The sequence below is a fragment of the Allobosea sp. P4_C6 genome (assembly GCF_056402015.1).
The window spans coordinates 1-22,813 of the sequence record NZ_JBFUIF010000025.1 but is presented as its reverse complement, the minus strand read 5'-3'; the positions used below and the strand labels follow the sequence as shown (position 1 = coordinate 22,813).

Annotated in this window: 21 protein-coding genes; 6 read left to right on the top strand and 15 right to left on the bottom strand. The window is 66.1% G+C overall.

The features are described from left to right. Window positions 1-54: 54 nt before the first annotated feature. A complete protein-coding gene (locus AC1DVA_RS17925; RefSeq protein WP_265050221.1) occupies window positions 55-960 on the top strand; it encodes an NAD(P)-dependent oxidoreductase in 906 nt (301 codons plus the stop codon). Between the two features lie 7 nt (window positions 961-967). On the opposite strand, the gene AC1DVA_RS17920 is transcribed toward AC1DVA_RS17925, so the two are convergent. Beyond that, entirely contained in the window at window positions 968-2,044 is a 1,077-nt protein-coding gene (locus AC1DVA_RS17920) for a LacI family DNA-binding transcriptional regulator (RefSeq protein ID WP_265050220.1), read from the bottom strand. Window positions 2,045-2,139: 95 nt separating this feature from the next. Between AC1DVA_RS17920 and AC1DVA_RS17915 the strand changes: the two genes are divergently transcribed. Next, window positions 2,140-3,054, top strand: a complete 915-nt coding sequence (locus tag AC1DVA_RS17915) for an NAD(P)-dependent oxidoreductase (RefSeq protein WP_265050219.1) — start codon at window positions 2,140-2,142, stop codon at window positions 3,052-3,054. A 94-nt stretch (window positions 3,055-3,148) separates the two neighbouring features. Here the strand turns inward: AC1DVA_RS17915 and AC1DVA_RS17910 are convergent, their stop codons facing one another. After that, complete coding sequence (locus AC1DVA_RS17910; protein WP_476806778.1) at window positions 3,149-3,892, bottom strand: aspartate/glutamate racemase family protein; 744 nt, start codon at window positions 3,890-3,892, stop codon at window positions 3,149-3,151. 377 nt (window positions 3,893-4,269) lie between these two features. On the opposite strand from AC1DVA_RS17910, the gene AC1DVA_RS17905 reads away from it, so the two are divergent. Further along, entirely contained in the window at window positions 4,270-4,785 is a 516-nt protein-coding gene (locus AC1DVA_RS17905) for an invasion associated locus B family protein (protein WP_265050217.1), read from the top strand. A gap of 127 nt (window positions 4,786-4,912) precedes the next feature. On the opposite strand, the gene AC1DVA_RS17900 is transcribed toward AC1DVA_RS17905, so the two are convergent. The 7 genes from AC1DVA_RS17900 to AC1DVA_RS17870 form a co-directional block, all read right to left on the bottom strand. Further along, a complete protein-coding gene (locus AC1DVA_RS17900) occupies window positions 4,913-5,428 on the bottom strand; it encodes a cupin (protein WP_476806777.1) in 516 nt (171 codons plus the stop codon). A 13-nt stretch (window positions 5,429-5,441) separates the two neighbouring features. After that, window positions 5,442-6,218 (bottom strand): transglutaminase-like domain-containing protein, encoded by a 777-nt coding sequence (locus AC1DVA_RS17895; protein ID WP_476806776.1) that lies wholly within the window; start codon window positions 6,216-6,218, stop codon window positions 5,442-5,444. A gap of 99 nt (window positions 6,219-6,317) precedes the next feature. After that, entirely contained in the window at window positions 6,318-8,558 is a 2,241-nt protein-coding gene (locus tag AC1DVA_RS17890; RefSeq protein WP_476806775.1) for a xanthine dehydrogenase family protein molybdopterin-binding subunit, read from the bottom strand. A 13-nt stretch (window positions 8,559-8,571) separates the two neighbouring features. Then, complete coding sequence (locus AC1DVA_RS17885) at window positions 8,572-9,594, bottom strand: FAD binding domain-containing protein (protein ID WP_265050214.1); 1,023 nt, start codon at window positions 9,592-9,594, stop codon at window positions 8,572-8,574. Then, window positions 9,591-10,109, bottom strand: a complete 519-nt coding sequence (locus AC1DVA_RS17880; protein ID WP_476806774.1) for a (2Fe-2S)-binding protein — start codon at window positions 10,107-10,109, stop codon at window positions 9,591-9,593. Before AC1DVA_RS17880 ends, AC1DVA_RS17885 begins: the two co-directional genes overlap by 4 nt. A 445-nt stretch (window positions 10,110-10,554) precedes the next feature. Next, complete coding sequence (locus AC1DVA_RS17875; protein ID WP_476806773.1) at window positions 10,555-11,730, bottom strand: OmpA family protein; 1,176 nt, start codon at window positions 11,728-11,730, stop codon at window positions 10,555-10,557. Between the two features lie 48 nt (window positions 11,731-11,778). Then, complete coding sequence (locus AC1DVA_RS17870; RefSeq protein ID WP_265050212.1) at window positions 11,779-13,236, bottom strand: caspase family protein; 1,458 nt, start codon at window positions 13,234-13,236, stop codon at window positions 11,779-11,781. Window positions 13,237-13,385: 149 nt separating this feature from the next. Here AC1DVA_RS17870 and AC1DVA_RS17865 point away from each other — a divergent pair, with 149 nt between their 5' ends. From AC1DVA_RS17865 to AC1DVA_RS17855, 3 genes are read left to right on the top strand one after another with little or no spacing between them, the layout of a single operon-like run. Further along, window positions 13,386-14,639, top strand: coding sequence for a DUF4399 domain-containing protein (locus AC1DVA_RS17865; RefSeq protein WP_476806772.1), 1,254 nt, complete (start codon window positions 13,386-13,388; stop codon window positions 14,637-14,639). Next, window positions 14,636-15,079 (top strand): DUF4399 domain-containing protein, encoded by a 444-nt coding sequence (locus AC1DVA_RS17860; RefSeq protein WP_265050210.1) that lies wholly within the window; start codon window positions 14,636-14,638, stop codon window positions 15,077-15,079. Before AC1DVA_RS17865 ends, AC1DVA_RS17860 begins: the two co-directional genes overlap by 4 nt. Window positions 15,080-15,101: 22 nt before the next feature. Further along, window positions 15,102-16,793: an SUMF1/EgtB/PvdO family nonheme iron enzyme gene (locus tag AC1DVA_RS17855; protein ID WP_476806771.1), complete on the top strand. Its 1,692-nt coding sequence runs from the start codon at window positions 15,102-15,104 to the stop codon at window positions 16,791-16,793. Window positions 16,794-16,870: 77 nt separating this feature from the next. On the opposite strand, the gene AC1DVA_RS17850 is transcribed toward AC1DVA_RS17855, so the two are convergent. The 6 genes from AC1DVA_RS17850 to AC1DVA_RS17825 form a co-directional block, all read right to left on the bottom strand. Continuing rightward, window positions 16,871-17,203, bottom strand: coding sequence for a DUF2218 domain-containing protein (locus AC1DVA_RS17850; RefSeq protein WP_265050208.1), 333 nt, complete (start codon window positions 17,201-17,203; stop codon window positions 16,871-16,873). 1 nt (window position 17,204) lies between these two features. Continuing rightward, on the bottom strand, window positions 17,205-18,314 hold the full coding sequence (locus AC1DVA_RS17845; RefSeq protein WP_265050207.1) for an ABC transporter substrate-binding protein: 1,110 nt from the start codon (window positions 18,312-18,314) through the stop codon (window positions 17,205-17,207). Continuing rightward, entirely contained in the window at window positions 18,314-19,336 is a 1,023-nt protein-coding gene (locus tag AC1DVA_RS17840) for a TonB-dependent receptor domain-containing protein (protein ID WP_476806770.1), read from the bottom strand. The genes AC1DVA_RS17845 and AC1DVA_RS17840 overlap by 1 nt, the downstream gene beginning before the upstream one ends. Then, window positions 19,333-20,586 carry a TonB-dependent receptor gene (locus AC1DVA_RS17835; RefSeq protein ID WP_476806769.1) on the bottom strand — a complete coding sequence of 418 codons (1,254 nt, stop codon included), beginning with the start codon at window positions 20,584-20,586 and terminating at the stop codon, window positions 19,333-19,335. Before AC1DVA_RS17835 ends, AC1DVA_RS17840 begins: the two co-directional genes overlap by 4 nt. A 213-nt stretch (window positions 20,587-20,799) precedes the next feature. Next, complete coding sequence (locus AC1DVA_RS17830) at window positions 20,800-21,642, bottom strand: FecR domain-containing protein (protein WP_476806768.1); 843 nt, start codon at window positions 21,640-21,642, stop codon at window positions 20,800-20,802. Between the two features lie 99 nt (window positions 21,643-21,741). Continuing rightward, window positions 21,742-22,251: an RNA polymerase sigma factor gene (locus AC1DVA_RS17825; RefSeq protein ID WP_265050204.1), complete on the bottom strand. Its 510-nt coding sequence runs from the start codon at window positions 22,249-22,251 to the stop codon at window positions 21,742-21,744. Window positions 22,252-22,813: the final 562 nt, after the last annotated feature.

Sequence of the window (22,813 nt, the reverse complement as noted above, 5' to 3'; positions counted from 1 at the left end):
ATCGCGGGCATGGCGTGAGCCGTGCCCGCTTTCGTTCAAAGAGTACCCGTTCGCATGACCGATAAATCGATCTCCACCATCGCCTTCGTCGGGCTTGGCGCCATGGGCGCGCCGATGGCCGAGAACCTCGTCACGAAGCAGTTCCGCGTCACCGGCTTCGACATGCGCGAGGCCGTGCGAGAGGCGCTGGTCGCCGCCGGCGGGCACGCCGCTATCAGTGCCAGGGACGCCGCGGACGGTGCCGAAGCGCTGGTGCTAATGGTGGTCAACGCCGCCCAGGCGCGCGCGGTGCTGTTCGAGGCCGGCGCGCTGGAAGCGCTTGCTCCTGGCGCGACCGTGATCCTGATGGCGACCTGCCCGCCGGGTGAGGCGGAGGCGATCGCGGCGGAGGTCGTGAAGACAGGCCGGCATTTCATCGATGCCCCGGTCTCGGGGGGCGTCAACGGCGCGCGCAACGCGACGCTGACGATCATGGTCGGGGCGCCGAGCGAGAGCTTCGCGCGGGCGAAGCCTGTGCTCGACGCGCTCGGCGACAAGGTCTTCCATGTCGGCGAGAAGGCGGGGCAGGGCGCGACGGTGAAGACCGTCAACCAGCTGCTCTGCGGCGTCCATATCGCCGTCGCCGCGGAGGCGCTGTCGCTGGCCGAGAAGGCCGGCATCGACGGGCGCCTGCTGTTCGAGATCATGGGCGGCTCGGCCGCCTCGTCCTGGATGCTCAGGGATCGCGGGCCGCGCATGCATGAGCCCGATCCGGCCGTGGCGAGCGCGGTCGACATCTTCGTCAAGGATCTCGGCATCGTGCTCGACGCCGGGCGCGCGGCGAAGACGGCGCTGCCGCTGGCGGCGGCCGCCCATCAGATGTTCCTCGCCTCGTCCGGCCTCGGCCATGGTGGGCGCGACGATTCGCAGGTGGTCAGGGCCTACCGGGCGCTCAACGCGAAGCCCGCCAACGATGCCTGAGCTCGGCTCAGCGCGGCGGGCAGGTCGTCCCGCGGATGATCAGCGCGGGCGTCAGCAGCAGGCGCTGGGTCGGCGCGGCCGGGTTGGCGATCCGGTTCAGCAGGAACTCGGCCGACTTCGCGCCCATCTCGTTCTGGAAGTTGTGGACGGTGGTGAGGGCGGGAAACCACTGGGCGGCCTCCTTCACGTCGTCGCAGCCGACGATCGAGAAATCGCGGCCGGCCTCGAGCCCGCGATGGCGCAGGCCGAGCACGGCGCCGAAGGCGGCGAGATCGTTCATGCAGACGGCCGCGGTCGGCGGGTTGGCAGCATCGAGCACGTTCTGGATGCCTTTCAGGCCGGTTTCGCGGGTGCCATAGTCGAAATGCACGAGAGCCGGGTCGAACGGCAGGCCGAAGCGTACGAGCGCCGCACGATAGCCGGCGTAGCGGTTGCGCCCGGTCGAGATGCTCTCATTGGCGCAGAGGAAGGCGATCCGGCGATGGCCGATCCCGATCAGGTGTTCCATGGCCTGGGTCGTGCCGTGGCGGTCGTCGGAGCCGACGAAATCGAGGTCGGCCCCGGCGATCTCGCGCGAGAGCTGGACGATCGGCACGCCGGCATCGATCAGCGGAGCCAGGCTCTCCACGGTGCTGCCGCCAGCCGAGCAGAGGATCATGCCGTCCGGGCGATACTCGGAGAGGATGCCGAGCACGCGGGCCTGCTTGTCGCGATTCTCGGCATAGGTGCCGAGCAGGATCGAACGGCCGTGCCGGCCGGCGGTTTCCTCGATCGCAGCTAGAAGCTCGGCAAAATAGGGATTGGTGATGTCGTGAAAGCCGACACCGATGATGTTGGTCCGGTCGGTCCGCAGCGAGGCGGCGCTGCGGTTGTAGCTGTAGCCCATCGAGCGGGCGATCTCCCGCACGCGCTCGCGCGTCGCCTCGGCGACGAGCGGCGAGCCGCGCAAAGCGAGCGACACCGTCGCGGTCGAGACGGAAAGATGGTCGGCGATGATCTGCAGGGTCACACGGTTGCGGCCGGAAGGACCCACCGCGGTCGGGCTTCTGGTCCGGCTGGTCTCGGGCGGGCCGTCGGCAGTCATGTCTCGTCCATTGTGAGCGCTGACCTCGCGATAGCCGGCGAGTCGGGTCGTTTTCTCCACGTCACGTTTCATCTCAACCATATCAGCGGGAGAATTTGAAGATGACTGCAACCAAAGAGTCCGTGGGCTTCATCGGCGTCGGCCTGATGGGGCAGGGCATGGCCCGCAATCTCGTCGACAAGGGCTTTCCGCTCACCGTGATGGGACATCGCAACCGCAAGCCGGTCGAGGAGCTGGTCGCGGCCGGCGCGGTCGAGGCGAAGACGCCAAGGGAACTGGCGGCACGTTCGACCATCATCTTCCTGTGCGTCACCGGCTCGGCCCAGGTCGAGGCCGTGGTGACGGGCGAGAACGGCATCATCGCCGGCGCAAAGCCGGGCACGGTGATCGTCGACTGCTCGACCTCCGACCCGACGGTGACGGTCAGGCTTGCCGCGGAGCTGGAGGCGAAGGGCCTGCATCTCGCCGACGCGCCGCTCGGCGGCACGCCGGCCCAGGCGGCGCAAGGGCAGCTCTCCGCGATGATCGGCGCCTCGCCCGAAATCTTCGCGCGCATCAAGCCGGCCTGCGAGGCCTGGGCGCAGAAGATCGTGCATCTCGGCCCGGTCGGCGACGGCCACAAGATGAAGCTGATCAACAACTTCCTGTCGCTGGGCTATGCCGCGATCTATGCGGAGGCGCTGACGCTCGGCCAGAAGATCGGGATCTCGCCCCAGACCTTCGACAGCGTGCTGCGCGGCAGCCGCATGGATTGCGGCTTCTACCAGACCTTCATGAAATACGTGCTGGAGCGCGACAGGGACGCCCACAAGTTCACGCTCAGCAACGCGCTGAAGGATGTGCGCTATCTCGAGAGCGTGGCCAACAAGGCCGGCGTCGCCAATCCGATCGGCAACGCGGTGAAGAACAGCTACGCCGCGGCGGTGGCGAGCGGCCATGGCGACGACTACGTGCCGATGTTGTCGGACTGGATCGCCGGGCTCAACGGCACATCACTGGCCGGCAAATAGGTTGGCGCCGTCATGCTCGGGCTCGACCCGAGCATCTCCTGATCGGGATTCTCGGGTCTGCGTTTCGCGCCGCCCGAGAATGACGCCGGCTCTTTCAGGGGTGCGCCAGCAGGCGGGCCAGCCCGTCGGAAAGCCCCGTGCTGGTGACGGGGGGCGGCAGGGCGAGATCGCCGCTCAGGGGCTTGCGCAAGGGCTGGTCGAGCGCGCCGAGCAGCATCCGGATGCCGGCTTCGGCCGAGCAGATCACGGGAATGTCGACATGAGGCTGGACCCGGGCGGCAAGTCCGGCCAGGCCGGCGCCACCGAGAATGACCGCGCCGGCGCCGTCGCGCCGCGCCACACGGCGGCAGGCTTCCGCCAGCATCGCGATGGAGCCATCGGGATCGAGGGCGATGTCGGCCCCGGTGGGAGCGACCGTCTCGACGGCGGCGAGGCGGTCGCCGAGGCCGATCGAGCCGACGAATTCGTGCAGCATCGGCCCCCAGCGCTCGCCACCGGTGACGATGGCGAAGCGCTCCGCCTGTTCAGCGGCAAGACGGCTGCTCGCTTCCGCCATGCCGACGACCGGGATGCGCGCCATTTCCTTGAGCGCGAGCAGGCCGGGATCGCCGAAGCAGGCGAGATAGACACCGTCGCAGCCTTGCCCATGCTCGGCGAAGGCCTCCAGCGCGGCGTGGGCGGCCACGACGCTGGCGCTGCGGCTGGCGATGTAATGCGCACCGAAACGCCCTGTCACCGGCACGAGCGTCGCCTGTGGCGGCAGATAGGGCTCGATCACGCGCCCGACCAGGGCCGTCATTTCCGGCATGGTGTTGGGATTGATGACGAGGATGCGCAAGGTTTGGTCCAGCCGCTACGATCGATCCGATCCTGAGCGCCGGCCCGATCCCGCAGGGCGCAAACGCTGCCGACCAGGCAGTATTCAGCGCCGAGCCGACGGGACGCCGACGACGAGCCCTTTTCGCATTCCGGCTTTCACACAGCAAGGTCACTGCCCTTGGCCGGCTCGACGATATGGCCGGTCTAGCCGCCTCCTCCGGCCTCGAAAACGGCGCAGAACTTCCTCTCTCACATCAGCCGCAGAGGCGCTGTCACTGAGGGTGAGCACGTCGCGATCGGAAACCTGCGCTGCATCGACGCACACATTATCGAGGCCATGTTAACGCCTCGGTAAGGCTCTTCTTTCCACCTTGATCGGGCAAAGGAGATGAGACGATGATCAAAAATGCACTCTCGGCGATATTCCTCGTCGTTCTGGGAGCCTCGGCAGCTGAAGCCGCCACCCCAAAACTGCTTGGGCAGTTCAACGCCTGGAATGCGGCTGCCTATGAAAACGGTGATACGCAGCGTTGCTTCATCATGAGCAAGCCGCAGATGGAAGAACCATCGGAGCTGCGCCATGGCGAGGTTCTCTTCTTTGTGCAGACGGGTGCGCGCGGCAGCGACACGGAATCGAGTTTCCAGGCGGGCTACGATTTCGCCAAGGATTCCATCGTGACCGTCACCATCGGCGACAACAGCTTCCGCATGTTGACCGAAGGTAGCAATGCCTGGATCGAACGCCTCGAACGCGAGCCGGCGCTGCTCGCCGCGATGCGGGCCGGCAATGACATGGTGCTGGAAGCACGCTCCGCCCGCGGCAACGCGACGACCTATACGTTCTCGCTGACGGGTGTCACGGCCGCCTCGCGCATGCTGCAGCGCTGCAATTCGGACGCGACGCAGAGCTAGGCGCCTGAGGCCCAGGCACCTGCCGGCGTCGGCAGGTGCCGGTGTGCTGCTGGTCGGCGCTGCACGAGGAGAGATGGCTGGATACGGTTCCGGAACGGCGCAATTCGTTCAGAACGAGCGCCGAGCCTCAGAGCATTTCGCCCCAGTACCGGCTGAGTGGGCCGTCTTCGCCGCGAACCGGATCGGTCGGAGGGAACGAGAGACGTGCGATCGCAGCCCGGATCGCCGCAGTCGGCGCATCGCGCAGGATGTCGGCGCTCTGGCCGGGCGGATAGGCCCCGATCACGAGGAAATCGTCCGATGCTTCGACGCGACAATGACCGGTGCCGGCGGGAAGCAGCAAGACATCGCCGGCCCGGATCGTCAGGTCTCGGCCGCACGGGCCTCCCAGCGTGATGTCGGCCGATCCTGCGGCGATGCCGAGCACTTCATGTCCCTGCGAGTGGTAGTGGTGGAAATCGTAGATGCCGTTTCGCCATTGTGGCGGCCAGCCGTTCTCGGCAAAGCGCTTTTCCATCGCCGCAGCCAGATCGGGTGTCTCGGGCGAAAAGGCCGCCTCATAGACCAGCACCGGGAGCCGGGGATTGTTCGGTACGCCATCCCGTTCTTCGAGATGAAGCGCGGTGACGGTTGCCTGGTTCACGGCGCACTCTCCTTCACAGCCGTTCGACCTGGACGGTCTGATTGATCAACTGGCAGGGCTTGTCGGTGGTCAGGAAAGCGATGTCTGCCGCGTCTCGGCCATGAGCGATGCGCACGAGACCTTCGACGGGCGCCAGCCGTGTCGTGTCGATCAACCACCAGTCGTTTTCCAGATAGACCTCCATGACGGCATGAAAGTCGGGTGGATCAAGCTCGAACGCATAGGCGCTCACAGCCCGTGCCGGGATGGAAAGTGCCCGGCAGAGCGTGATGCCGAGATGGGTGAAGTCGCGGCAGACGCCCGCGCGGACCGTGAATGTATGAGCTGCCGTCGACTCGGCCGTGCTGACGCCGTGGACATAGTCGACGTGGCGATTGATCCAGTCGAGGATCGCCATGACGCGCGCGACGCCATCGCCGGCCGCTCCGAATTCCCGCTGCGAAAACCGCTGGAACTGATCGCTGGGACAGAATCTGCTCGGCAGCAGGTAGGGGAGAACCTCGACGGGTAACTCGCCCCAGACATGTTGGCGTCCCGCTACGGGCAACAGTTGCCGGGCGTTGTTCTCGACTTCGGCCTGATAGGCAACCGAGACTTCGCCCGAAAGGCAGGCACGGAAACGGCGATCTCCCGAAAGGCCTTCGTCCACGGAAACCGGTGTGTCCGGGCTGACTTCGAGCACCTCCGACAAAAGCAGTTGGTCGGGCGATTTCGCCGCGTGCAACAGCCCGATGATCTGGGTCGGCTCGGCAAAGGAATATTTCAGTTCAGCCTTGGCCCGCAGCCGCATCGATCACCCCTCTTTCAGCCTGCGGACAACGGGAACGGCTGGACGATGTTCCCAGCCGGCGGCAGGGAACCGAGCGACCGGAGTAGCAAGCATGCGCCGTCAGGCGGCCATCAGCTTGTCGACAGTGATCGGCAGGCTCCTGACCCGTTTGCCGGTCGCATGGAAGATCGCGTTGGCGATAGCGGCAGCGGTCCCGACGACGCCGATCTCGCCGAGCCCCTTCACGCCGATAGGGCTGACTTTCTCGTCGTGCTCCTCGACGAAGATCACCTCGATCCCGTCGATGTCGGCATTAACAGGCACATGATATTCGCCGAGGTTGCGGTTCATGAACCGGCCGAAGCGATGGTCGGTCATCGTCTCCTCGTGGAGGGCCATGCCGATGCCCCAGACCACGCCGCCCATGATCTGGCTGCGTGCGGTCTTCGGATTGAGAATGCGCCCGGCGGCGACCGCGCTGACCACACGCGTCACGCGCACGATGTCGAGTTCCTCATCGACATGAACCTCGGCGAAGACGGCGGAATGCGTATAGGAGGCGTGCCGCAGCGGGCCGATAAGGCCGGGGCTTGCAGTCTCTTCCGCCTCGACATGGTCGACGCCGGCGGCCGTCAGCGCGTCCGCGATGGACACAGTTCGGTCGGGCGCGGTGCGCAAGCGGATGTAGCCCCCGCCGAAGGCGATGTCCTCTATCGCAGCGCCTGCGAGCGGCGATCCTTCAACGGCCCCAGCGTATTTGAGCAGGGTTTCGCAAAGCTTCCTGCAGGTCAGCATGACCGCGCTGCCGGAGGAAGCGGCGGTCCAGGAGCCGCCCTGGATGGGAGCCATCGCGAGCGATGAATCGCCGAGCTTCACGCTCACCGCATCGAGATCCAGCCCCAGCGCGTCGGCCCCGATCTGCGCCAGGATCGTGTAGGTGCCCGTTCCGATATCCGACGTCGCACAGCCGATTTCGAGGCGGCCGTCGCGGCCCAATCTGGCCCGGGCCGATGATTTCATCATCATCGCTTCCCAGACACCGCTGGCCATGCCCCAGCCGACGAGTTCCTTGCCGGCGCGCGTCGCACGTGGCGCTGGATTGCGCTTGCTCCAGCCGAAGCGGGCGGCCCCTTCGGCATAGCAGGCGCGCAGTTCCTTCGAGGTCAGCGGCTTGTCGTCGTTCTCGTCGCGATCGGTATAGTTCCGCAAGCGCAACTCGATCGGGTCGATGCCGGTCGCATAGGCCAACTCGTCCATCGCGCTCTCGAGAGCGAAAAGCCCTGTCGGCGCACCCGGAGCGCGCATGTCGCCGGGAGTGGGAATGTCGAGCTTGGCGAGTTCGTAGCCCAGCTGCGTCGCGTCGCTGTGATAGAGCATGCCCGACCAGTTGACGACGTTCTCCTGGTAGTCCTCGTAGCGCGATGTCGCCGCGACTGCATTATGCTGCAGCGAGCGGATATGTCCGTCGGCGTCCGCACCGATCGCCACCGTGTTGATCGCCTGCGGGCGATGGACATGGCTGAACATCTGGGCTCGCGTCATCTCCACGCGAACGGAGCGTTCGAGCGCCAGCGAAGCCATCACGGCGAGAAAGAGCTGGTGGTGCGGCCTGAGCGCCGAGCCGAAGGCGCCGCCCACGAACGGCGAGACAACCCTGACATCGTCGCTCGCAAGGCCGAAAACCGAGGAGATATAGCCATGCGTGTTCAGGGTGCCCTGGGTCTTGTCATGGACGGTTATCTTGCCGCCGCCCTCCCAGACCACCGTCGTGCCGTGGAGCTCCATCGGATTGTGATGCTCGATCGCGAGTTCGTATTCGGCGCTGACCTTGATCGGAGATTCTGAGAAGGCGCCGGCCGCATCGCCCTTGGGATCGGGCGGCGGGGCGATGCCGGAACGCTTCTTGGGCGGCACATAGCTGTCATGGCGGGCGCGTTCAAGATCGGTCTCGTGAGGCGCGCGCTCATAGGTTACGCCGATCAGCGAGGCCGCTTCGCGCGCCGCCTCCAGGGTCTCCGCGACCACCAGCGCGATCGGCTGATCGCTGTGGTGGATCCGATCATCATAGAGAGGCCGCAACGGCTTGCCGGGCGGTGCGACCTGGTCGCGGTAGCTCCTGTCGAACCATGCGGTCTTGGGACGGTCTTCATGTGTGAAGATCTTGATGACGCCAGGAATCGCAAGAGCCGCATTCAGATCGAGCGCTACGATGCGGCCGCGTGGAATGGCACTGTCGACAATGTAGCCATGCACCAGGCCGGGCGCGTCGAATTCGGCGGCGTAGGTGGCACGGCCGGCGACCTTGGCGACACCGTCGATGCGGCTGCGCGGCGAGCCGACATGGGGATCGTTCCTGAGCATGATGCCGGCTCCTTCAGGCGATGCGCTTGTCGGACTGGGATTGCGGCGTGCCGGCCGCAGCCTGGCCGAGAGCGCGAATGATGGCGCGACGGGCCAGCTCGATCTTGAAGGCGTTGTGCTTGCGGCCCTGGGCGCCTTCCAGCAGCACGTCGGCGGCCGCGGCAAAGCTGGTCTCGTCGGCAGCGCGCCCGATCAACACCTCCTCGGCTTGCGGGCGGCGCCAGGGTTTGTGAGCGACTCCGCCAAGCGCGATGCGCGCGTCGGCGATGGTATCTCCTTCCATCTGCAGGCCCGCGGCGACCGAGACCAGCGCGAATGCATAGGACAGCCGGTCACGAAGTTTCAGATAGGTATGGTTGCCCATGAAGCGTCGGGCCTCGGCGGGGATTTCGATGCCGATCACCAGTTCATCGGCGCCGAGCGTCGTGTCGCGTTCCGGCGAGCCATCGGGCAGACGATGATATTGCGCGATCGGAATCGTCCGCTGCCCTTGCGGGCCGGCGATATGGATGAGGGCATCGAGCGCGGCGAGGGCGACGCACATGTCGGATGGGTGCGTGGCGATGCAGTCGTCGCTCGCACCCAGAATGGCGTGGTTGCGGTTGACGCCCTCCAAAGCCGGGCAGCCACTGCCTGGTTCGCGCTTGTTGCAGGGCAGCGCGGCATCGTAAAAGTAATAGCAGCGCGTCCGCTGGTTGATGTTGCCGCCCGCGGTCGCGGCGTTTCGCAGCTGCGGCGTGGCGCCCGCCAGGATGGCGCTCGACAGCAGCGGGAAATTCTCGGCAACCGCCGGATGATAGGCGATCGTCGTGTTCGAGACGAGCGCGCCGATCATGATGCCGCGCTCGCTTTGAGTGATCTCGTCGAGGCCTTCGATGCGGGTTATGTCGATCAGGCGGCTCGGCTGCTCGACATCGTATTTCATCAGGTCGAGGAGGTTTGTCCCGCCAGCCACGATCTTCGCGGCGGGATCGGCGGCCAGGGCGGCCAGGGCCCCTTCGACGCTTTCGGCCCTGAGGTAAGAGAAGCGGTTCATTCTGCCGCCTCCCGGATATAGCCTTGCCGTTGCCCCATCACATCCTCGATCGCATCGACGATGTTCGGATAGGCGCCGCAACGGCAGATGTTCCCGCTCATCAGCTCGCGGATCTCTTCGCGGTCGTGAGCGTGCCCCTCGGCCAGGAGCGCGACCGCGGAGCAGATCTGGCCCGGTGTGCAGTACCCGCACTGGAACGCATCGCGTTCGATGAAGGCACGCTGCAGGGGATGCATATCGTCGCCCTGCGCCAGCCCCTCGATCGTCGTAATCTCCCGTCCATCCATCATCACTGCGAGCTTCAGACAGGCGTTGATGCGCTGGCCTTCGATCAAGACCGTGCAGGCGCCGCACTGGCCGTGGTCGCAGCCCTTCTTCGTACCGGTCAGCCCGAGCTGATTGCGCAGCAGGTCGAGCAGTGTCGTCGAAGGCCCAACCTCGGTTCGAACCGGACGGCCGTTCAGGTTGAGCGTGATCTCGATCTTGTCATCGGGAGCCAGCGTTCGGAGCGTCACGGTCGATCTCCTATGCGATAGGCGAGGGGCGGTGAAAGTCTGGAGGCTGCGGCCAGGCTTGGGAGCCGGCGGCCTGATAGCGATGACAACGGCGCCCGCAGGCGAACTGTTCCCTCAAATCGGAATAGTYCGAGACGGCAGATGATGCGGCGTATTCGTGGGCCAATTCCTATGCCGCTGCCGGCGGGGAGCCCGGTGGAACTCCCGGTGCCGGCCCGAGCTCGATGGAGGATCCCATAGACGTGCTGCGCCTGCCGGCGGGATCGCCCGCCTCGCGGTTCTTGCGAGAACCGGGCGCAATTCAGAGCTTAACGATCGAGGATTGAACCTGGCAGGCGAGATTATGGAATCCGGCGCACAGTTGGGACTGCGCCCGTGGATGCAGCGCTCAACTGCCCGATTGTCGGGACGCCCGTCGCCATCGTTGCCCGGTGAAGGGTTATTGCTAGCAGCCGATCACCTTGAACTCGACCCGGCGGTCGAGCGCGTCGCTGGCGTCGTCCTTGCCGGTTCCGACGAGGTTCTCCTTGAAGCCGCGGCCGGTCGCGATCATGCGGCCGCGGTTGTCGGGCGCGCCGGTCAGCAGGAGGTCCATGACGAATTGCGCCCGCAAGACGGAAAGCCGCTCGTTCACCTGCGGCAGGCCGGTATGCGAGGTATGGCCGACGATCTCGAGACAGGCGCCCTTCTGGCGCGCCCGCGTCGCGATCTGGCTCAGCCACATCGGATAGGGCTCCGTGACCTGCGAGTTGTCGATGAACTGCGTGGTGCCCGGCTTGAACAGCAGCTTGACCATGAGCTGGTCAGCCCCCAGCCCGTAATCGACGAGATCGCCGAAGGCATCGACCATGTCGTCCCGTCGCGCGAGCCTGGTGGCCGCGAGATAGGTGCCGATCCTGACGCGATGCTGCTCGCCGCCCGGCAGCTTGCGCGCCGTCCTGTAGAAGGCGRGTGCCTCGCGGAAATGCTGCGTCTCATAGGCGAGGATGCCGTCGTTGATCAGCGCATTCGCCGTGAGCTTCTCGACATAGGACGGGTCGATCGGGTCCCCGAGCTTCGTGCCCTGGCAGGTCTTGATGTAGGCCTCCGTGGCCTGATCCTTGGACCAGAGCGGCGCGTCGCGGTAATACGGCGTCGGGGTGGCGTCGACGCCGTCCACACGCGCGCGCGATACTCCTTTGGAAACGACGCTGTTGGATTTCAGGTCGGCAAGCGTCAGGCAGATCCGATAGGCGTCGCGCGGCCCGTCCGGTACGCCCTGGTTGTTGATGGCTGTGAAGGTGCCGACCAGAACCACCGGCTTGCGCGCCAGGGCCTCGCTGTCGAAAGGCAGGACGGTGAAGCGCGGATAGGCCGAGCGAACGATCTCCATCAAGCTCTGCTGCATCGAACGCGTCGCCGTCGACTGCGCGCCCGAGGCTGCGTCGATGAGCGGGTCGATGACCAGTTCGACCTGCTGGCCGGAAACCGCTGCCTTGCCGAACAGATCGTCGGCCGCTTTCCGGAGCGCATCCGGGAACGGAACGGGCGTGGGCGGGGTCGTCTGGGCCAAGGCCGACGTGCCACCGGCCAGCAGGGCCAAGCCGATCAGGAGACCCTTGAAGCGGAACAAGCCTGTCATGCCTAACCTTTCCGGTTCAGGACGGTGGCCGAGCCCCGCCCCGTTGTCTCAGCGGCAGTGCTGCAATTGCTCGCGCCCGGCCGGTGTCAGATCGCCGAGCTGGGCCCGCAGCAGGAGTTCGGCGCAGCCCGCCGACGCCCGTCCCCTCGGCATCGCTCCGGGTGCGGTCTCCGGGAGGCGCGAGGCGCTGCCGGGCAGCGCGACCGGCTGGGTCGATCGATCCTGCGACAGCGGTGCAGCGCCGAGCCGCGCCGCCATCGCCTGCTCGACGGCCTGACGCTCCTCCGACAGCCGCCGCTTCTCCACTTCGATCGCCGCGAGCTCGGTTTCGCGACGGGCCAGTTCGTCGGCGAGGCGTGCCCTCTCGGCCTTGTCCTGGGCGCGGGGCGCGGGGGCGGCGGGGGCAGCGGTAGCGGGCGGCGGGGAGTCCGTGGGTTTCGCAGGCGGCGCGGCGACGACCGCTTCGCCGAGATCCTTGCGGGCGAGATCGTCGGCGGCCTGGCGCCGGCCCTGTTCCGCCCGTTCGAGACGTTGAAGCAGAGCGCGTTCGCGTTCGGCGAACTCGCGCGCAAGCTTGTCGCGCTCGCTCGACGCGGAGGATCGGCGCTCGATCAGGTCCAGCCGCGTGCGGGCGTCGATGGCGAAAAAGCTCGCGGGATAGCGCTGGATGAACGCCTGCAGCGCGGCGGGCTCGTCGCTGGCGCGGATACGGCGCCAGACATCGGCATCCGTCTCCTCGCGGTTGAGATAGAAATCACCGAGCAGGGAAAGCGACAGTTCCGGCGTCTGCTTGCCCGCCGTCGCGTCGTAGACGCTTTTCTGAACGCGGCGGAACAGGGTCGCCACCTCCAGCCCGGGGTGATCGATCTCGCGCACCAGCGCCGCCGTGAAGGGGCTGTTGCGGCCGATGCCGTCGGCGGCGACATCGTTGGCCTGCGTCGCATAGGCGATGACCATTCCCTGCGCCCGTTGGACCGGGGCGAGGCCCGAGCCGACGGAGAAGCCGCGCGTTGCCTGCCGCTTGGCGAGGAGGCCAACGAAAGGATTGTTGCGGCAGGCATCGAGCACCATGATCTTGACGCCCTTGGCGTAGTTCAAGGCGGTGACGACGTCGTTGAGCCGGGTCGTCTCGTACTGGACGCCGACCTCGTCCTCGATCTTTGCCTCCACAGGCACCAGATAATTTTCGCCGTTGAACTGGAAGCCATGGCCGGCGAAGTAGAACATCGCGGTGTCGGCATCCTGCACGAGCCTTGCGAAACGCGTGAGCGCCGCATCCATGCCGCGCTTGTCCAGATCGATGCCGTCGACCACCTCGAAGCCGACCTTGCGCAACGCCACCACCATGTCGCGCGCGTCGTTCACCGTATTGGGCAGCACGGGCGCGTTTCGATAGCTGGAGTTGCCGATCACGAGCGCGACGCGGCGCTCCGGTAGCGGCTGGGCGATGGCCAAGCCGGACAAGATGAGCAGGATGAGCCCGCAGAGTCTGGCAACGAAGATCATGGGTGCCTTCCTTGCGTCATGCTAATGCATGATCTTGGCCGCCTCCAGAACAAAGCATAGTCCTCGGCGAAACGTGACGGCGTTTTGCTTGAAGGCTCCAGTCGCCGCTGATAGCCTTCGACACATCGTCCCGGGGAAGGAAGACGCTCATGCTTCGCCTTGCGCCGGCGGTTCTCTGGTTCAGTCTGGCAGCGGCGCTGGCGATCCCGATCGTCGCCGCGCCGGCCCAGGAGCGCGCCCGGCAGCGCAGCCCGGCCCCGGCTGCTGCCCGGCTCTCCTTCGTCGGCCTCGCCGACAAGGCGCAGGTGCCGGGCAAATTCACCGTGAGGTTCGCCATCTCCGGCATGGACGTCGCTCCGGCCGGCGAAGCGAAACGCGATGCCGGGCATCATCATTTGCTGATCGACACCGAGCTGCCGCCGCTCGATCAGCCGATCCCGAGCGATTTCAACCACATCCATTTCGGCGGCGGCCAGACCGAGGCCGAGATCGCCCTGACGCCGGGCAAACACACGCTCCAGCTTCTCTTCGCCGACCACAACCACGTGCCGCACGATCCTCCGGTGGTGTCGGAGCGCATCACGGTGGACGTCTCGGCGGCGGCGGAGAAGCCGCGCTCGGCGGGCGAGCCCGGCGCCCGCGTCTTCTTCATCGATCTCCAGGACGGAGCGACGATCTCCAGCCGGGCCAAAATACGCTTCGGAGCGGCGGGCATCACGGTGACGCCGGCCGGCACGACCAGCCACAATGGCGGCCATCACCATCTGCTGGTCGATACCGAGCTGCCGGCGCTCGACCGCGAGATCCCGAGCGACTTCAACCATCTGCATTTCGGGCGTGGCCAGACCGAGGTCGAGCTCTCCCTGCCGCCCGGCGAACACACGCTGCAACTGCTGATGGGCGATCACGAGCATGTGCCGCACGATCCTCCTGTGGTGTCCGAGCGCATCCGCGTCCGCGTGGTCGCCGATGCGCAGGCGGCTGCCGCGTCCAATCCGGCGGGCGCAGCCGGCCGCGCGCGGACAGCATCGCCCAACGACGCCGCGGTCTACTTCATCTATCCGAAGGACGGCGACACGATCTTCCCGACCTCGACGATCCGCTTCGGCCTGCGCAACATGGGGGTCGCCCCCGCCGGTGTCGCAAAGCCGAATACCGGCCACCATCACCTGCTGGTCGATACGCAGCCGCCGTCGTTCGGCGATCCGATCCCGGCCGACCTCAACCATATCCATCTCGGCGGCGGCCAGACCGAATACCGCCTGACGCTGCCAACCGGCCGGCACACGTTCCAGCTTCTGCTCGCCGATGAAAACCATGTGCCGCATGATCCGCCGGTCATGTCGGAGCGCATCACGGTGACCGTGGCGCCGGGCGGCCCCAGAGCGACGAGGCGTCGATGATCCGCTCAGCCGCCACAGCCGCCCTTCTCATCGCGCTGGCCGCCTGGCAAGGATGGCCGTCCGATGCCGCCGCACAGACGCCCGCACGCCAGCAGGCTCCGGCCGGCGCCCAGGTCTATTTCCACTATCCGCTCGACGGATTGAGCGTCCCCGAACGGTTCACAGTGCGGATCGGCCTGCGCGGCATGGGCGTTGCCCCGGCCGGTGTCGCCCATGCCAGGACCGGGCATCATCACCTGCTGATCGATACCGAGCCCGGCCCGCCGGACCAGCCCATCCCGTCCGACTACAACAACATCCACCTCGGCAACGGCCAGACCGAGGTCGTCGTCACGCTGCCCAAGGGGCGGCATACGCTGCAATTGCTGCTGGGCGACCATACGCATACGCCGCATGATCCGCCCGTGATGTCGCAGAAGATCACGGTTTATGTGCGCTAGCCGGAAAGGATTCGATCTGCAGATGGGCTGGTTGCGCTTCCTCGCCATGGCTGTCGTGCTGCAGGCGCTGTCGTCCGTGCCCGGCCACGCCCAGCAGACGGGCGAGGCCGCGCGCGTGGCGCTCGTCGTCGCCAACGGCTCCTATCCGGAGGCGGCGATCGGCAACGCGGTCCCGCAAGGCCGCGCCGTCGCCGACACCCTTCGCGCGGGTGGCTTCGATGTCGTCGCCGTCGACAATGCCGGCCGCACCGAGCTGCGGCAGGCCATAGCCGCCTTTACGGGCAAGCTCACGCGAGGGGCGCAGGCCGTGGTCTTCTACAGCGGCCATGCGATCCAGCAGCGGAACCGCAATTTTTTGCTGCCACCGCAGAACGGCGCCCAGGACGCGGTCGATCTCGACGAGATCATCGACCCGCTGATCGTCGCCAGGCCGGCGAGCGCCCTGCTTTTCATCGACGCCAGCCGGGACAATCCCTGGCAGGGAAAGGGGAAGGGCCTGCTGCCGCTGGAGCCGATGGAAAGCATCGCCGTGCTGTTCCCGGCCGCACCGGGCAGGACCGTTGCCGATGCCGGCAATCGCGCCGTCGAAGCCTGGCTGAAGGCGATCCGAACCCCCGGGCTCGACATGACCGCGGCGCTGAAGCAAACGCGGGACGCCATCGCGCGCGAAAGCCGGCGCAGCCAGCAGGCCTGGCTGTCCTCCGAGCCGCCAAAAGGCCTCGTGGTCACGCCCATCGCCCGCCCGGTTGCGGTGGCGCAGACCAACCGCGCGGTGATTCCACCTCCTGAAACAGCGGGCGCACCCCAGGACGCCTATGAACTCGCCTTCTGGGAATCGATCCGGAACAGCGAGAACGCGACGGAGTACCGCGCTTATCTCGACGCCTATCCGAACGGGCGCTTCACCGCACTGGCCCGCACCCGCGAGCAGCTCTACCGCGGCAAGGCGGCTGCAGCTGCGCCGACCGCGGCCTCGAGTCCCTCGTCGTCATCCCAGCCCGCGGGTGCACCGCTACGCGACTGTGCGGGCTGCCCGGAACTGGTCGAGATCCCGGCCGGCACCTTCCAGATGGGCTCCAACGACCTCTACGAGTTCGAGAAGCCGGTCCATCCCGTGACCGTCCGGGGTTTCTATCTCGGGACGCGGGAAGTGACGTTCGAGGAGTGGGATCTCTGCGTCGATCAGGGCGGCTGCAGCTATCGGCCGGATGACCGCGGGCTGGGACGCGGCAGACGCCCGGTCACCGACATTCACTGGAACGATGCGGGCGCCTATGTCGCCTGGCTTTCGACGCGGACAGGCAAGCGATATCGCCTCCCGACCGAAAGCGAATGGGAATATGCCGCGCGCGCGGGCACGACGACAGTCTACCCTTGGGGCCAGTCCATGACGAAAGACCGGGCGAACTGCCTCGGCTGCAACGACCAGACGCGCCGCAGCGCCGTGCCGGTCGGCCAGTTTCCGCCGAATGCCTTCGGCCTCTACGACATGGCCGGCAACGCCGCCGAATGGGTTGCCGACTGCTGGAGCGAAACCTATCGCAGCGCGCCCCGCGACGGCAGCGCCTACACGGTTCCGGGATGCCGCGAACGTGTGCTGCGGGGCGGCTCCTTCAACAATGATCCGCGCTACCTGCGCTCGGCCGCCCGCTTCAAATACGAAGCCGATGTGCGCTTCTATACGAACGGTTTCCGCGTCGCGCGCGAGAGATAGCCGAGATCCCACCGTGGAACTGACGCCCGGCATCCGGCTGGATGCGGACGAACGTCGCCGCAGCATGAGGTGTCGCGCTATCGGCTATCCCTGACCGGGAAGTCCCGTCGCCATTCGATGGACAGGTGCTCGCGAAACGCGAAGCGGACGAGGTGACGTTCGACGACCTCTTGCAGTTGCTGGAGAGCATCGGAATCTGGCGCATCCAGGCACAACCGAAGCCAGCCATCCTGTGCCAGGAGCTTACAATGCCCGATTGAAAAACGGACGCTTCCCACCTGCTTGTCGAATTCGACGTCTAGTTTGTGGGCGAAGTGTTTGCAGAGCTGCTGGAGATAAAGGGAGGCATTGCCGGTCGCGATATCTGCTCGGCTGTGTCGCGGATTGGCGCCGTCGTTCATCTCGTCCATTTCAGCGAAGGCTCGTCCAATAGGTGCCGTCGAGCGATACGGGCTGGAAGCGCTGCTGCATCGTTGCCAGCAGCGCTTTCGGGTCAAGATCGGCGAAGAGCTGCGGATGGAGCCATTGCGCGAAAGCCTGCACGGCGACGACGTTGAAAGGCGAGTTGTAGAAGTGGTGCCAGACGGCATGGGCACGGCCGTCGCGTACCGCATCGAGCCCGGCTATGCCTGTGCGCGCCATCGAGCGAGCGAGACGCTCGCGTGACGCGGCCGCCTCCACACCCGGCCCCAGAGCCAGCCACGGAGCCTCGTCGTGCTGCAGGCCGCTGCCGATCGCTGTGCCGATGTAGACCTCGGGCGGGTTGGAGATGAGCCATTCCAGGCTGACGACGCCGGCCTCGCCCGGCAGGATGTCCTCCGCGATATTGACGCCGCCGGCCGCGGTGACGAAGCGCCCCATCATGCCCCGGGTCATGGTTTCGCAGCACCCCATCCCGAGCCCGACGCGGCTCTCGACGAAGACGCGCGTCGGTTTCGGCCGCGCCGATGCCAGTCGCTCCGTCACGGCCGCCAATGCCGCCCGCCATACCGAGATGAACTCCGCCGCTTCCGCCTCGCGGCCGAGGAGCGTTCCGAGAAGTTCCAGTGACCGGGGCGTGTTGACCAGCGGATCGTTGCGGAAATCGATGAAGACGATGGCGACACCCGCCGCTTCGAGCGCGCGGATGACCTCGCCGGAGCGCGTGTCCGGGCCGTGGCCGTAAAGGCTGAAGATCGCGACCTGGGGGGAGGCCGTGATGGCCTGCTCGATGCTGAAGCTGTCGCGCGTGTTGCGACCGATCCGCTTGACCTTGTCGAGGGCCGGGAAGCGTTCGCGATATCGGGCATAGCTGACGGGATCGACGGCCTCGTAATCCCCCATCATTCCCACAAGCCGGGCCACGGGATCACCCCGGTCGAGGATCGCGAGGGCCGGCAGGTAGCGGCCTTCGCCGATGATGATGCGCTCGACCTTGTCCGGCACGCTGACCTTGCGCCCTGCGAGATCGACGACCTCCCGGCCTGTCCCCGCGGACGGAAGGAGCAGGATCAGGAAGGCCAGGATGCCGAGCAGGCGCATCAGAAGCGCGCCGATGCGCTGAGGACGAACGCCCGGCCGGGCTGGTAGAGCGGTGTCACCGTGCCGAACTCCTGCCCGTAGGTGGCGCGATCGGCATAGGTCTGGTCGAGCAGGTTCTTGACCTCGGCACGCAGTATCAGGTTCTGCAGCTGCAGCGGCTTGTACTCGGCAAAGAGATTGACGACCTCGTAGCCCTTGAGCGGCAGGTTGCCGGGGGCGACCTTCTTGTAGTCGCGCACGATCTCGATATCGCCGCCGACGGTCACGCCCCATTGCCGGAAGGTATGGGCGGCCGTCAGCGTGAAGACGTCTCCGATCGGTGTGGCAAGATAGGTCCCGGTGTCTGAATCCGCGCGCTGCCCGTCGATCATGACGTTCACGCTCGCATATTTGCCGCGGATGAAACCGTCCTCCCAGGCATAGCCGAGGCCGATCTCGTAGCCATGGGATTCGATGTCGCGCAGCAAGGTGGCGCTGGCGACGGCAAAGCGCGCGGCGCGGGCATTCTCCACTTCGGTGCGGAAGACCGAGCCCTCCAGGGTGAAGCCGTGCCAGCGCGCGACGAGGCCGGCCATCACATTGTCCGAGGTCGCCGGTCGCATGCCGTTGCCGTAGCGCCAGGCCGGATTCATGATGAAATTCTCGGCGAGCTGGACGCCGCCCCAGACATGGGAATAGCCGGCCCTGACCGTCAGGTGCTCGGGAATGAGGTCGAACTCGCCCGAGATGTTGCGCGACAGGCCGGCATTGTCGAACTCTTGCCCGGTTGTTCCGGTGAACCACTGCTGGTCGCCGCGCAGGCCGAAGGAGAGGCGCGCGCGCTCGAACGGCTTCAGCCGCGCTTGCGCGTAGACGCCGAGATTGCTGGCCTTTTCGTTCACCCGCATGTTGCGGTCCTTGTAGAGTGCCTTGTCCTTGTAGAAGTCGACGCCGGCGGTGACGCTGCCGAAATCGCCGAAGCCGAAGCGGTTCTCGACCTTGCCGTTGAAGCTGTCGGTGACGCCGGTGCCCGGATACGTCACGGGGAGGGGGCTGGCGCCGACCGGCCGCTCGAAGATCGGCGTGTCGACATCCGTTCGGCTGTAGGCGAGGACCGCCTTGGGTCCCACCAGCCGAGCGCGGAGGTGCGGCTATAGGTGAAGACCGTGTTCTGCCGGTCGATCTCGTAGCGGCGAACCCGCGGCTCCCAGACGGGGCGGCCTGTGATGAAGCCGATATTGCCGCGGAAAGGCCTGAGGGCATCGTCGCGGACGCGCTCATGGCTGATCTGGAAGCGGTCGCCTGAAGGAGCTTCCCAGCCCATCTTGAACAGGCCGCTCAACAGATCGGTCTTGGTGCCGAGGACTTCCTGGCCGTTGCCGGCCTTGTAGTTGTCGCCTTTGCCGAGCGTTCCGTAGGCGAGGATGTCGAAACCTTCATACCGGGCATAGCCTGCCAGGTTGTTGGTGAAGACGGGGCCGTTGCTGCTGAACTGCGTCTTCGCGAAAGCGCCGACGCCGTTGCCCGTCAGGAAGTCGCGCGCGTCCTTCGTCTCGTAGGCGATCGCGCCGGCGAGCGCTCCGGGGCCGGCATCGGCCGGCGCCACGCCGGCATCGACACGTGCCGCCCTCAGGAACGACGGATCGATCAGCGTCGTGCCGTTGTGGTGGAAGACCTTGTTGTTCTGCCGGCTGCCGTCGATGGTGACGGCCAGATTGGTCTCCTCCACGCCGTTGACATAGACCTTCTGCGACATCGGGGTGGAGCCGCCGACCTTCACGCGCGGTTCGCTGGCAAAGACATCGCGGATATCCGAGGGGTTCTTGCGCTCCAGCTCGCGTGGTCCGATGAGGATCTCGCTGACGCCTCCGCGTGCGAGCGGGTTGCCGGCCACGTCGATCGTATCGAGCGCGATCACGCCTTCGGGAATGGCTGCGCCGGCAGTTGCAACAGGCACCGCTGCGCTGATGGTCACGCTTGTCGCGCCGGTGAAGCGGAAGTTGAGCCCGGTGCCGGCCAGAAGACGAGCAAGGGCCGCCTCGGACGATAGGGGGCCCGAGACCGCAGTGGACCGCTTTCCTGCGGTCGCCGAGGCCGGGGCGACGACGGCGACGCCGGTTTGCCGCGAAAAGGCGATCAGCGCGGAGGAAACGGATTGAGCGGGGATATCGACCGTTCGGACGCCTTGCGCCATCGCCGGGACGGCGACAATTCCCGCCGCGAGAGCGGTCCCGCACAGCGCCGCAGCCAGTCCTGCCCGGCGGACAAGCCGCGCCCCAACCCGAATACCCATCGTCGATCCCCATCGATACGAGGGCCGTGACTATCGGGGCCCTCGCAGGGGTAAGACGCCGGCGGCGGGCGGAGTCATTATTGCGTTGCGAAAAATATCTTCAGAAGGGCAGCAGCAAGGTCAACCACTCGAAGGGGCGTACGACCCGCAATCCGAGGCCGCTGGCGAGCATGTCTATGCCGGCTGCAGGGCTGCGCGCGTCGAGCACGGCCGTCACGCGCCGCTGCGCCGCTGCGCCAGACAGGATCTGGATATGGCCGCCGCTATAGCGTTCAAGATCGGCAATAGCTTCGGCCAACCGAACATCATGGAAAACCAGCCTGCCCCGGCGCCAGTCGCCGATCTCGCCCGGGTCGAGCGGGCCCGGCCGCGAGATCGCGGTGCCTTCGTAGCCGACGCCCTGACCAGTGCCGACGACGACGCCGGGAGCTCCCGGCACCCGAACCTCGACGCGGCTCTCATCGACTGCAACCGAACCGCTGCCCCAAGACCCAGCTTGACATCGAAGGCCGTGCCGAGAGCGGTCAGGGTTCCCCCGCGCGCGGTCACGGAGAAGGGCCGGTTCGGATCGCTCGCGACCGTGAAGAAAGCTTGGCCCGATAGCAGCCTGACCGTGCGCCGGGTCGTTGTCAGATCGACATCGATAGCGGAGGCAGGGGCCAGTTCGACCTGCGAGCCATCGGTGAGGGTGACGATCCTGCGCTCTCCAGCTGCGGTTCTGTAATCGGCAAGCCAATCGGACTGCGCGAGCAGGCTCGCCAGGCCCGCGGCCAGCACAAGCGATGCCGCAACCGCGAGAATGCCCTGCCGCCACCGCCGCGGTCTGGCCACGGGCGCGACCGACGACGCGGCGATGGCTGGCCGTTCAGCGGGTGCGACTTGATCGAGGTCCTGCCAGATGGTCTCGAGCTCTGCCCAGGCGCGCGCATGATCAGGGTTCGTCGCCAACCACGTGTCGAACGCCTTTTGCTCGGCGGGGCGCACCTGGCCGTCGCGCAGCCGGACGAACCATTGCAGCGCCTGCTCGTCGGGCGTTTCTTCAGCGTGATCTTCCATAGCAATGTCCTGGGCCGGACTTACCATTGCGGCCCACGGCCTGACCTTTGGCACCCGGAATAGCCCCTTCTCAATAGACGATCCGCAGGCGCGAAAGCATTAGTCGGAGGCGCGCATCGCAGCGCGCAAGCTGCGCATCGCATTGGCGAGATGGACCATGACGGTGTTGCGCGCGATGCCGAGCCGGAGAGCGATCTCGGCGTAGCTCAAGCCCTCGTATTTGTGGAGGAGCAGGACCTCGCGGCTACGCGGGGGGAGCTCCGCGATTGCGCGTCGCAAACGCTGGTCGCGTTCGCGTGCCACGAATTGTCCTTCGATGGATGCCGCCTCGTCGGAAACCGCGAGTTCCTCGGCCGGGAGGGGCGCGAACAAAGCGAAATGGCGGTGTTGGCGCCGCCAGTGGTCAATGGCCATGGTATCGGCCGAGCGACGCAGGTAGGCACCGGGGTCACGAAGATCGGCGGGAGGAGACCGTAGCAGGCGCAGGAAGATATCCTGCACGGCGTCGGAGGCCTGCTGCGCATCGAGGCCGCGTTGAATCAGCCGCAGCCGCAGATTCTGCCGCTCGGCTGCATAAATCGCAGCAATCCCGGTCGTCTTGTCGTTCATGCCCGTGCGGTTCTCGGCAATTGCCGCGCTTATGCTGGACGAACCGGCTCGGTAACAAGGGAAAACACTGCGAAATCAATACTTTATATTGATTTCAATTCCAGGTTGGAGCTTCTCCAACGAGTTTTATGCCGATCCCGAAACCTCTCTCGGGGCTTTGGCATTCCCGATGGCGATGCTCGGCTGCATGTTTTGGCCTGCCGCTGCGGGAGGCCAACGATTTTTGCGGCTCACACGACGGTCAACATACGCAAATAGAGCAAAACACCCCGGAAACTCGCGGTTTCAGGGGGCGGGCATCGGGTCGGTCAGTGAAGAAGGTAGTGGTGCCCCTGGCCGGGATCGAATTTTTGATCTAAGTGACTGAATTAAAATATGTCTGCGTCGGCTCGTGGTCATGAAGGCCACCATAAAGGCCATCAATTTTCTGCGAACAGCGGCGACTGCCAGCGGTGGCAGGCCCAGACGAACGACAGATTGTCGCACCGGCAAAAAATTTTGTCGCGGAGACGGCTCGGTTGCTAATGACGGCTCCTGGCGTCGGCGTCATCACCGCTCTGTC

Bases quoted from the DNA above. Each gene is read 5' to 3' on its own strand.
- AC1DVA_RS17925 (WP_265050221.1), top strand. From the start codon at position 55: ATGACCGATAAATCGATCTCCACCATCGCCTTCGTCGGGCTTGGCGCC.
- AC1DVA_RS17920 (WP_265050220.1), bottom strand. From the start codon at position 2,044: ATGACTGCCGACGGCCCGCCCGAGACCAGCCGGACCAGAAGCCCGACC.
- AC1DVA_RS17905 (WP_265050217.1), top strand. From the start codon at position 4,270: ATGATCAAAAATGCACTCTCGGCGATATTCCTCGTCGTTCTGGGAGCC.
- AC1DVA_RS17895 (WP_476806776.1), bottom strand. From the start codon at position 6,218: ATGCGGCTGCGGGCCAAGGCTGAACTGAAATATTCCTTTGCCGAGCCG.
- AC1DVA_RS17890 (WP_476806775.1), bottom strand. From the start codon at position 8,558: ATGCTCAGGAACGATCCCCATGTCGGCTCGCCGCGCAGCCGCATCGAC.
- AC1DVA_RS17885 (WP_265050214.1), bottom strand. From the start codon at position 9,594: ATGAACCGCTTCTCTTACCTCAGGGCCGAAAGCGTCGAAGGGGCCCTG.
- AC1DVA_RS17870 (WP_265050212.1), bottom strand. From the start codon at position 13,236: ATGATCTTCGTTGCCAGACTCTGCGGGCTCATCCTGCTCATCTTGTCC.
- AC1DVA_RS17865 (WP_476806772.1), top strand. From the start codon at position 13,386: ATGCTTCGCCTTGCGCCGGCGGTTCTCTGGTTCAGTCTGGCAGCGGCG.
- AC1DVA_RS17860 (WP_265050210.1), top strand. From the start codon at position 14,636: ATGATCCGCTCAGCCGCCACAGCCGCCCTTCTCATCGCGCTGGCCGCC.
- AC1DVA_RS17855 (WP_476806771.1), top strand. From the start codon at position 15,102: ATGGGCTGGTTGCGCTTCCTCGCCATGGCTGTCGTGCTGCAGGCGCTG.
- AC1DVA_RS17850 (WP_265050208.1), bottom strand. From the start codon at position 17,203: ATGGACGAGATGAACGACGGCGCCAATCCGCGACACAGCCGAGCAGAT.
- AC1DVA_RS17845 (WP_265050207.1), bottom strand. From the start codon at position 18,314: ATGCGCCTGCTCGGCATCCTGGCCTTCCTGATCCTGCTCCTTCCGTCC.
- AC1DVA_RS17835 (WP_476806769.1), bottom strand. From the start codon at position 20,586: ATGGGTATTCGGGTTGGGGCGCGGCTTGTCCGCCGGGCAGGACTGGCT.
- AC1DVA_RS17830 (WP_476806768.1), bottom strand. From the start codon at position 21,642: ATGGAAGATCACGCTGAAGAAACGCCCGACGAGCAGGCGCTGCAATGG.
- AC1DVA_RS17825 (WP_265050204.1), bottom strand. From the start codon at position 22,251: ATGAACGACAAGACGACCGGGATTGCTGCGATTTATGCAGCCGAGCGG.